Annotated in this window: 9 protein-coding genes; 5 read left to right on the top strand and 4 right to left on the bottom strand. The window is 60.7% G+C overall.

Annotated features, from left to right (window positions below):
- The 3 genes from BTN82_RS16520 to ahpF all read left to right on the top strand — a co-directional run.
- The coding region (locus tag BTN82_RS16520) for a tyrosine-type recombinase/integrase (RefSeq protein WP_148169576.1) at positions 1-353 on the top strand (353 nt) is incomplete at its 5' end.
- 117 nt (positions 354-470) lie between these two features.
- Positions 471-1034 (top strand): alkyl hydroperoxide reductase subunit C, encoded by a 564-nt coding sequence (ahpC, locus tag BTN82_RS16515; RefSeq protein WP_007921754.1) that lies wholly within the window; start codon positions 471-473, stop codon positions 1032-1034.
- A 121-nt stretch (positions 1035-1155) separates the two neighbouring features.
- On the top strand, positions 1156-2721 hold the full coding sequence (gene ahpF / locus BTN82_RS16510; RefSeq protein ID WP_075120193.1) for an alkyl hydroperoxide reductase subunit F: 1566 nt from the start codon (positions 1156-1158) through the stop codon (positions 2719-2721).
- A gap of 160 nt (positions 2722-2881) precedes the next feature.
- Here the strand turns inward: ahpF and gloA are convergent, their stop codons facing one another.
- On the bottom strand, positions 2882-3403 hold the full coding sequence (gene gloA / locus BTN82_RS16505; protein ID WP_075120192.1) for a lactoylglutathione lyase: 522 nt from the start codon (positions 3401-3403) through the stop codon (positions 2882-2884).
- Positions 3404-3598: 195 nt separating this feature from the next.
- Here gloA and BTN82_RS16500 point away from each other — a divergent pair, with 195 nt between their 5' ends.
- Positions 3599-4129 carry a DUF4946 domain-containing protein gene (locus tag BTN82_RS16500; protein WP_075120200.1) on the top strand — a complete coding sequence of 177 codons (531 nt, stop codon included), beginning with the start codon at positions 3599-3601 and terminating at the stop codon, positions 4127-4129.
- Between the two features lie 222 nt (positions 4130-4351).
- On the opposite strand, the gene BTN82_RS16495 is transcribed toward BTN82_RS16500, so the two are convergent.
- The 3 genes from BTN82_RS16495 to BTN82_RS16485 form a co-directional block, all read right to left on the bottom strand.
- On the bottom strand, positions 4352-4717 hold the full coding sequence (locus BTN82_RS16495; RefSeq protein WP_075120191.1) for a histone-like nucleoid-structuring protein, MvaT/MvaU family: 366 nt from the start codon (positions 4715-4717) through the stop codon (positions 4352-4354).
- Between the two features lie 245 nt (positions 4718-4962).
- Positions 4963-6504: a cyclic diguanylate phosphodiesterase gene (locus BTN82_RS16490; RefSeq protein ID WP_075120190.1), complete on the bottom strand. Its 1542-nt coding sequence runs from the start codon at positions 6502-6504 to the stop codon at positions 4963-4965.
- Between the two features lie 120 nt (positions 6505-6624).
- Positions 6625-7500: a LysR family transcriptional regulator gene (locus tag BTN82_RS16485; protein WP_075120189.1), complete on the bottom strand. Its 876-nt coding sequence runs from the start codon at positions 7498-7500 to the stop codon at positions 6625-6627.
- 79 nt (positions 7501-7579) lie between these two features.
- Here BTN82_RS16485 and BTN82_RS16480 point away from each other — a divergent pair, with 79 nt between their 5' ends.
- On the top strand, positions 7580-8527 hold the full coding sequence (locus tag BTN82_RS16480) for a DMT family transporter (RefSeq protein WP_075120188.1): 948 nt from the start codon (positions 7580-7582) through the stop codon (positions 8525-8527).
- Positions 8528-8583 lie beyond the last annotated feature (56 nt).

Genomic DNA, 8583 nt, shown 5'->3' with positions numbered 1-8583 from the left:
TCAACAGCGCGGCCCTGGTTCGCGGGCCAGTGTTTCGCGGCATTGATCGCTGGGGCCATCTGAACGAGGAGGGCTTGCACGCCAACAGCGTCATCCCGCTGTTGCGCCAGGCGCTGGAACGCGCGGGCGTCGCGGCCGACCGCTACACCAGCCACTCGCTGCGCCGCGGCTTCGCCACCTGGGCCCATCGCAGCGGCTGGGATCTCAAGTCGCTGATGAGCTATGTCGGCTGGAAGGACCTCAAGTCGGCCATGCGTTACATCGAGGCCAGCCCGTTTCTCGGCATGGCCCTGACCCAGGAAAAGCCGGTCGGCGACGAAATACAGAATTCTTCTATTAATACTGCGCGCTAATAGCCAAAGCTAATCAGCAGCATCAGCTTTGCCAATGAGCCATGGCTCGGCTCATTGGTTAGGATTCTTCCCATCAAGTTTGCAACCCCACTTTTACCCACTGATGGAGAGACACCGATGCCTATCATCAACAGCCAAGTAAAACCGTTCAAAGCTACCGCGTTCAAAAACGGCGAGTTCATCGAAGTATCGGACGCCACCCTGAAAGGCAAATGGTCCGTCGTGTTCTTCTACCCGGCCGACTTCACCTTCGTTTGCCCAACCGAACTGGAAGACCTGGCAGACAACTACGCCGAATTCCAGAAGCTGGGCGTGGAAATCTACAGCGTTTCGACCGACACCCACTTCGCCCATGCTGCCTGGCACAACACTTCGCCAGCCATCGGCAAGATCCGCTACACCATGATCGGCGACCCGACCCTGGCCATCTCCCGCAACTTCGACGTGCTGATCGAAGAAGCCGGTCTGGCTGACCGCGGCACCTTCGTGATCAACCCGGAAGGCCAGATCAAGATCGTTGAAATCAACGACGGCGGCGTTGGCCGCGACGCTTCCGAGCTGCTGCGCAAGATCAAGGCCGCTCAATACGTCGCTGCCCACCCAGGCGAAGTCTGCCCAGCCAAGTGGAAAGAAGGCGAGGCTACCCTGGCTCCTTCCCTGGACTTGGTCGGCAAGATCTGAGTCTGTGAAACGCTACAGCAGGGCGGACCGCCGCACCTAAGTCAGCCGCACCGCCCTCAAGAACGCCCGGGCGAGATTCGCTCGGGCGTTTTTTTTGAATCGAATAAAGGAAATCGCCCGTATGTTGGACGCCAATCTTAAAGCCCAGTTGAAGTCATACCTGGAACGGGTCACCCAGCCGATCGAGATCGTTGCATCGCTCGACGACGGTGCGAAATCCCAGGAAATGCTCGAATTGCTGAAAGACGTTGCCAGTCTTTCCAGCCAGATTACGTTGCTCGACAACGGTAGCGACGCACGCAAGCCATCGTTCTCGATCAACCGCCCGGGTGCCGACATCAGCCTGCGTTTCGCCGGCATCCCCATGGGCCACGAATTCACTTCCCTGGTGCTGGCCTTGCTGCAAGTCGGCGGCCACCCTTCGAAAGCCAGTGTTGAGGTGATCGAACAGATCCGCGCCCTCAAGGGCGAGTTCAACTTCGAGACGTACTTCTCGCTGTCGTGCCAGAACTGCCCGGATGTGGTCCAGGCGCTGAACCTGATGGCGGTGCTGAACCCGAACATCCGCCATGTGGCCATTGATGGCGCGTTGTTCCAGGAGGAAGTCGACGAGCGCCAGATCATGGCGGTGCCGAGTGTCTACCTCAATGGGGTGAACTTCGGTCAGGGCCGCATGGGCCTGGAAGAAATCCTCGGCAAGCTCGACACCGGCGCTGCCGAGAAACAGGCGCAAGTGCTCAACGCCAAGGACGCCTTCGACGTCCTGGTGGTCGGCGGTGGCCCGGCCGGTGCTTCGGCGGCCATTTACGCAGCGCGTAAAGGCATTCGTACCGGCGTCGCGGCGGAGCGCTTCGGCGGCCAGGTGCTGGACACCATGGCCATCGAGAACTTCGTCTCGGTCCAGGAAACCGAAGGGCCGAAACTGGCCGGCGCCCTGGAAGCTCATGTTCGCCAGTACGACGTCGACATCATGAACCTGCAACGCGCCAGTGCGCTGGTGCCGGCCAAGGAAGTCGGTGGCCTGCACGAAGTACGTTTTGAAAGCGGCGCGACCCTCAAGGCCAAGTCGCTGATCCTGGCCACCGGTGCCCGCTGGCGCGAGATGGGTGTGCCCGGCGAGCAGGAGTACAAGGCCAAGGGCGTGTGTTTCTGCCCGCACTGCGACGGCCCGCTGTTCAAGGGCAAGCGCGTGGCGGTGATTGGCGGCGGCAACTCCGGCGTCGAAGCGGCCATCGATCTGGCGGGTATCGTCAGCCACGTGACCCTGCTGGAGTTCGACAGCAAGCTGCGCGCCGACGCCGTGCTGCAACGCAAGCTCTACAGCCTGCCGAACGTCAACGTGATCACCAGCGCACTGACCAGCGAAGTGAAGGGCGACGGCCAGAAAGTCATCGGCCTGGCGTACAAGGATCGCGATTCGGGCGAGTTCCACACCGTCGACCTGGAAGGCATCTTCGTGCAGATCGGCTTGCTGCCGAACACCGACTGGCTCAAGGGTACCGTCGAGTTGTCGCCTCGTGGCGAGATCATTGTCGATGCCCGTGGCGAGACTTCGCTGCCGGGTGTGTTTGCCGCCGGCGACGTGACCACGGTGCCGTACAAGCAGATCGTGATCGCGGTAGGCGAGGGCGCCAAGGCCTCGCTGAGCGCCTTCGATCACCTGATCCGCACCTCCGCGCCGGCTTGAGCCGCTAGCGGAAAAAAACAAACCCCCATGAGCGCAGGTTCATGGGGGTTTTTATTGTCCGCAAAACACCTGTAGGAACAGTCGGTCGACGCTCGATTGCTCGCGATAATCGCGGTGGATTTATCGTGAGCAAGCTCGCTCCTACAAGGAAAGTGCAGGGTTACAGCGGCGCTGGCTGGATGATTTCGACCCAGTAACCGTCCGGGTCCTTGATAAAGGCCAGGCTCTTCATGCGACCGTCGTTCAGACGCTTCTGGAAATCGCAGCCCAGGGCTTCGAAGCGTTCGCAGGCAGCGACGATGTCCGGCACCGAAATGCAGATATGGCCAAAGCCGCGCGGGTCGGTATTGCCGTTGTGGTAGGCGAAGTCCGCGTCGTTCTCGGTGCCGTGGTTGTGAGTCAGCTCGAGGATGCCGGGGATCGACTTCATCCATTCGGTGCGGGCCGCGGCGTCGGCCGGGATCTGCGCCTTGTCCACCAGGGCAAGGAAATACAGGCTGAATTCGGCTTCGGGGAAGTCGCGTTTTTCCACCAGCGAAAAGCCCAGGACGCGAGTATAGAAGTCCAGGGATCGAGTGATGTCCTTGACGCGCAGCATGGTGTGGTTGAACACGAAGCGGGCGGTGGCGGTGTCAGGCTGGGCAGTCACGCCGGGAAACGTATTGAGTTCGTGCAGGCTCATGGGCCCTCCGGAAAAGAAGTGGGCAAGAATACTCATGCTAATGAGCCCCTTGGCTTGCGGGGCTTGGGGCGTCCTTGCGGTCGGGCAATGATACGCAAGAGCGCTGGGGCGCACCAAACACAAAGCTACGAATCTGTTGCCCGATGCTCGTCCGGGCCTCAGACTTCAGGGCTTCCCTGCGACGTGTTGATGACCATGCGCCCACCGTTCAAGCCCCTGTGTTTCCTTGCTCCCTGGTTGCTGTTTCCGGCCCTGGCCGTGGCGCAGGACCCGATAATCACCTGGCCCAGCGGTTGGCAGATCGAAGTGTTGCCGCAGGCGTCGGCGGAGGAGGCGGCCAAGGTGTTCCGGCAGCGAGCGGTGAAGAGCGATGCCGGAGGCACACCGCTGATGGTCATGGAGCTGACCATGACCCAGGTACAGAGCGGGCATCAGGTCAACTTGCAAGCGGTGTTGCTGGAGATGCGCAAGTCGGTGCAAAAGGACTTTGGACGCGGCGGTTATCAAAGTGTGTGCACGCGCATTCACGACGCGACATTGAGCCGTCTGGCGGCGCTGGAAACCACTTGCACCATTACCGAGAACGGCCGTCATGTGTTGTCACAAACACTGGTGGCTGCCGTCGATGGCGAAAAAGCCTATGTATTGTCTTATGCCGGGCAGGCTGCGGTTTATGCCGAAAGTCAGGAGGAAATCCGCGAGGTGCGAAGTAGTCTGAAACTTTAAGTGACGAGCATTTTTGCACGTCGTTCGGCGTTGCCCGAGCCGATGAACTAAATACAAAGTTGTAGGGGAGGGGGCTGCGGTGGGTGCAGTTACGGTCTGGTATTTATTGCACCCGCAAGCGCTGCGGTGTTGGCTGTGCAACTTAGTTGATTTTGCAACCCATGGCATTCGCCGAAAGGTAAAGACCCTGCATAGGCAGGGTCTTTTATAGGCGTCAGTTAATTAACCGCATAGCCAGGAATCTACAGTGGCGGCGCCGTACTGTTCTTTCCAGGCTTTCAGGCCGCGATGATTACCGCCCTTGGTTTCGATCAGCTCGCCGGTGTGCGGGTTCTGATAAACCTTGACCACGCGCGCGCGACGGGTTTTCGGTGCGCCGGAGGCCGGCTGAGCGGATTTGCCCGGGTTCGGATCAAGAATGGCGATAATGTCGCGCAGGCTTTTGCCGTAGGTCTTCATCAGGCCCTGAAGTTTTTCCTCGAACTCGATTTCTTTCTTGAGTCCGGCATCGTTCTTCAGGGATTCCAGCTGGGCGAGCTGCTCTTGAAGGGCCTTTTCTGCTGCACGAAATTCAGCGAGTCTGGACAATATCTTTACTCCAATAGTGTATTCGGCTGATACAAACCGCAAACAAAGCTATAAGCCAAGAGCCTTAGAGCGACTCGATTATAATGGCCCACCTGCGAATCTTGTACAGGCATGAAAAATTGTAGTAGTTAATTTGGCGCAAGTAAATCACACCGTTGTTGACGCCTGCAATTTGTCATCTTCTGATTCAAATTGGTGCGTGAAACTATTCTCGAGTTCAATAAATCTTCATAAGAAATGGCTATTTAATGGCGCGCTAGGGCTTGGAGGAATTCTTCGCCGGGCATCGGCCTGCCGAATAAATAGCCTTGCAGGAAGTCGACGCCATGATTGGCCAGGTAGTTCTGCTGTTCGGGGGTTTCCACGCCTTCGGCGACTATTCCCAGCTCAAGTTTGCCCGAGAGTTCGATGATGCTGTCGAGTATGTGGCGGGAGAGAGCGTCGACACCGATCATGGCCACGAAGCTCTGATCGATCTTCAGGTAGTCGACATTGAACTGGCGCAAGTAAGTCAGGCTCGAATGGCCGGTGCCGAAGTCGTCGATAGCGATCATCACCCCCAACTTGTGCAGCTCCTCGAACAGGCTGTGGGTGACGGCGCTGGGCTCGACCAGTTCGCGTTCGGTCAGCTCCAGCACCAGGCGCACCTTGCCAGGTGGAAACTGCCCGAGGAACTCCCGACAGTCCTCCAGCAGCTCCATGTCGTGGCAATGGCTGGCGGTGATGTTGACGCCGATATGGAAGTCGTCGATGAAGGTGTGGGCATGGGGCGCCAGGAGCAGGGCAGTCTGCTGCATCAGGGAACGGGTCATGGGTACGATCAGCCCGGAGTGTTCGGCGAAGGGGATGAACAGGTCCGGGCGCACCAGGCCCTCCTTGGGGTGTTTCCAGCGCATCAAGACTTCGATGCCTGCCCATTGTTTAGTGTCGCCGCGCACTACGGGTTGGAAGTAGGGGATGAACTCCGCGGCCTCCAGGGCGCGTTGCAGCTCGTGGCTGGGAGACGAGGAGCGCTTCTGCAGCCAATGGCCGAGGACAGCCGCCAGGGCGCCGAAGAAGATCAGCAGGCTGAACAGGGCGGGGTACTGGGCTTTCATGTAGAGCCAGATATCGCCTTCGGGGAAACCTGCGTTGACGCTATAGGGATAACGGGTCGAGGCCAGTTGCCGCGGGGCCACTGGGGCAGGCGGTGCGATGGAGGCATGGACCTGGCCGTCGTCCGATAACCAATAGGGCCCCACTTGCAATTGAAGGTCGGCGAAGCGGCTGATCAGGTGCAGCGCATTGCTCAGGTGATAACCGTCGATGCTGGCCAGGGCGGCGCGTTCGCCTTCTTGCAAGCGATAGACCAGCAGCGCGGTATTGGGGGTGACCGGGTTGCCGTTCATCAACCACAACCGGCCTTCCACGTAGTCGGCCGGGTCCAGCAGGAACGAGGTCTTGCCCAGCAGGGAACTGCAGTAATTGTCGTCTTGCCAGACCAGGTTGGTCGAGCGCACGAACGGCCGGCGGGTGACCTGTTCGCGCAGGGCCAGTTGCCGCGACTCGTCGCAGGGTTGGCCGACCTGCGCCAGCAGCGCGCGGGCGGCGATGTCGGTGTTGTCGAGCATCAGGTCGAACTGGCGTATCGCTTCCTCGGCGGTTTCCTGGCTGCTCCGGATCAGCGCGCGTTCGGCCTGCATATAGAGAATCGCCATGCCCAGCACCACGGGCAACAAACCGATCAGCAGCGTCCACAGGGTACGGGTGGAGCGTCGTTTCAGCGGACCTTTGGCGGTCAATGGCATGGACGAAAAACCTGTTGCGGAGTGGGGGCCAGGGAACTCTCGAACGCCGCTGGGCGATACGGCGCCAAGTCGGACAGCGTCAGGTTCATGGGCAGGATAGACGGTGCTTGTGTTTTGCGCTCAGCCACCGCGATACAGCTTAAGCGCCTGTTCGATAAAGGCCAGTGTCGCCGGCGACGACTGCCGTCGGTCCAGCACGGCCAGGCCGACCTGGCGCGTGGCGGGAGGCGACAGCGGTTTGATCCGGTAGCGCGGGTCGTCGGCCTCGGGCAGCGACAACTGCGCGACCAGGCTCAAGGCATCGCCGCGGGCCACGGTCTCCAGGGTACTGAGCAGTTGCGCGCTGCGATAACGGATGTTGGGGCTGAGCCTGGCCGCGAGGAACAGGCGCGACACCAGCTCCGAGGAGCCGGCCTCGGAGAGGATGAACGGGGCGTCGCACAGCTCGGCGAGGCGGAGCGAATCCTTGTCGGCCAGCGCATGTTGGCTGGGGATCAACGCCACCATCTGGTCTTCCACCAAGGCGAAACAATCGAAGCGCTCCTGGGGTAGCACCACAAAACCGATATCGATGCGCCGCTCCTCCAGCCATTGCAGCACCTGGCGATCAGGACCTTCGTCGATATGCACCTCGATGCCCGGGTGGTCTTGGCGGTAACGCTGGAGAATCGCCGGCAACAGCCTCATCGACGAAGTCGGGCCGAACGAGCCGATGCGCAAGGTGCCGCGCTTCATGCCGCGGGCGTCGGCGGCTTCCTGTTCCATGGTGGCGGCCAGGCCGAGGATGGCGCGGGCCCGCAGCAGCAATTGCTGGCCGATATCGGTGAGTTCCACCAATGACTGATGCCGGCGGATCAGCTCGACCCCCAGTTCCTGCTCCAGGGCCTTGAGCGCATGGGACACCGCGGACTGGCTGATGCCCAGGCGGCTGGCGGCGCTGGTGAAACCGCGCAGCTCGGCGACCTGGGAAAAGATCTGCAGTTGGCTCAGGGTCATGAGTAAAGGCTCATTTTACGATGATTAGGCATTAGCCGAAGAATACCCGAACCTTCCTTCAGCCGTCTCTCGGGGCCCTATGAAAACCATCGATCGAACCTGTGCCGGGCCATCCGATGTACCGGTGTATTGCAAGCTGGCGGCGGTGACCATGATCTGGGGCGGCACCTTCGTCGCCGGGCGCCTGCTGGCCGGTACCGTGGAGCCCTTGCTGGCCGCCAGCCTGCGGTTTCTCCTGGCCAGCCTGAGCCTGTTGCTGCTCATGGCGATCGCGCGGATCGCCCCGGTGCGTCCCACGCTGGTGCAGTTCGCCCAACTGGCGGTGCTGGGTTTTTTCGGGATCTTCTTCTACAACCTGTGTTTCTTCGAAGGGCTGGGCTTGATCAATGCATCCCGCGCTTCGCTGATCGTCGCCCTCAATCCGGCGGTCATCGCCCTGGCGTCCTGGGCGTTGTTCAAGGAGCGCTTGAGCGGTCGCAAACTGTTGGGCATTGGCCTGTGCCTGGGCGGTGCGGCGGTGGTGATCCTCAGCCGCGACCCGGGGGCCTTGGCGGGCGGGGCGGGCAGTTGGCGCGGCGACCTGTTGATTTTCGGCTGCGTGCTGGGCTGGGGCGTCTATTCGCTGTTTTCGCGCAACCTGAACCAGGCCCTGGGTTCCTTGCAGACCGTGACCTACTCGATCCTGCTGGGCACGGCGATGCTCTGGAGCGCTGCGGCGCTGCGCGGCGAAGTGCGTCTCGACGCGTTGTCGAGCCTGGGCCCGGAGCAGGGCCTGAGCCTGCTGTACCTCGGCGTGCTGGGCTCGGCCCTGGCCTATATCTGGTACTACGACGGCCTGCGCAAGATCGGCGCGACCCGTTCTGGGGTGTTTATCGCCCTCAACCCGCTGACCGCGGTGATCCTCGGCGCGCTGTTGCTGGACGAGCGCCTGAGCCTGGCCATGGGCCTGGGCGGGATGTTGATCCTGGCGGGCATCTACCAGTGCAACAAACCCCTTGCGAGCGTGGAAAAAAAGCGGATTTTATAGAGAGTGCGGACAAACAGTTTTACGCTGTGTAGAATCTGGTTACGCATACAATAATA

Source organism: Pseudomonas chlororaphis (genome assembly GCF_001921865.1).
GTDB lineage: Bacteria > Pseudomonadota > Gammaproteobacteria > Pseudomonadales > Pseudomonadaceae > Aquipseudomonas > Aquipseudomonas chlororaphis_D.
This window is presented reverse-complemented; position numbering and strand designations above follow the sequence as displayed.